This is a genomic window from Vibrio sp. 1069, assembly GCF_033340555.1.
Window position 1 is genome coordinate 1 of the sequence record NZ_JAWOWP010000187.1, and the last position, 886, is coordinate 886.

Below are 886 nucleotides of genomic sequence, written 5' to 3' on the forward strand. Positions count from 1 at the left end.
TATAAAGCACTAACGCAAGAAAGTACTACGGATCTGTTGACGGGCCTTCACAATCGCCGCTATTTGGAAGTGAGGTTAGAGAAGATGGCCCGCCGCACTCCAGATAGAACCTTCGCGCTTGCGGTTCTTGATGTCGACCATTTCAAAGCGTTTAACGACACTTATGGTCACGACATCGGCGACCAAATGTTGATGCACATTGCCTCTATCTTCAACGAATCCACTCGTTCAGGTGACCTGCTGATTCGTTGGGGCGGTGAAGAATTTGTGTTGCTGGTGGAGGTGAACGATCCAAATGATTGTGCGAAATCGCTAGAGCGTTTGAGACATGTCATTGAAAATACGCCAATAATCATTGACTCTAAGCCAATAAACGCCACAATTTCGCTTGGTGCGGTCGACCGGTTATCAGCCCAAACCATCAAACAAGCGTGGGACCAATGGTTCTTCTTGGCCGACCAAGCGTTATACGACGCAAAACAAGCGGGCAGAAACCAATTTAAGATTCACTCGACGTCTTAGTGGCGTCCACGAGTAAATAGATACTTCCATGAAGAAAAAATTAATATTCGCCCTGCTTTCACCTGTTGTTTTATCCGCTTGTAGTAATCAACAAGCGTCGCAAATAGGCATGCGTAGCAGCAGTGTGAACATGTACGCTCAACAAATGAGCAATACTCAACTGTGTGAGACGCTGTATTACAATCGCTCAACGAACCAAACCAAAGTAGCGATTGGTGCAGAATTCAACCGCCGTGGACTCAATAAAAAATGGTGCGATAACGAATTGAATAAGTGGTATTTGGAGAAGTTTGTCGATAGCGTGCTACCAAAGAAAAAGCCAGCACCGCGCAAACCGATGGCAACCATTCAGCCGGCCTCCACC

Annotated in this window: 2 protein-coding genes; both read left to right on the forward strand. The window is 46.5% G+C overall.

The genetic code is table 11. The features are described from left to right. On the forward strand, positions 1-522 hold a 522-nt coding region (locus R7040_RS25345; protein WP_318097402.1), incomplete at its 5' end, for a GGDEF domain-containing protein. 28 nt (positions 523-550) lie between these two features. Continuing rightward, positions 551-886 (forward strand): hypothetical protein (locus tag R7040_RS25350; RefSeq protein ID WP_318097404.1); only part of this gene is annotated, 336 nt, incomplete at its 3' end.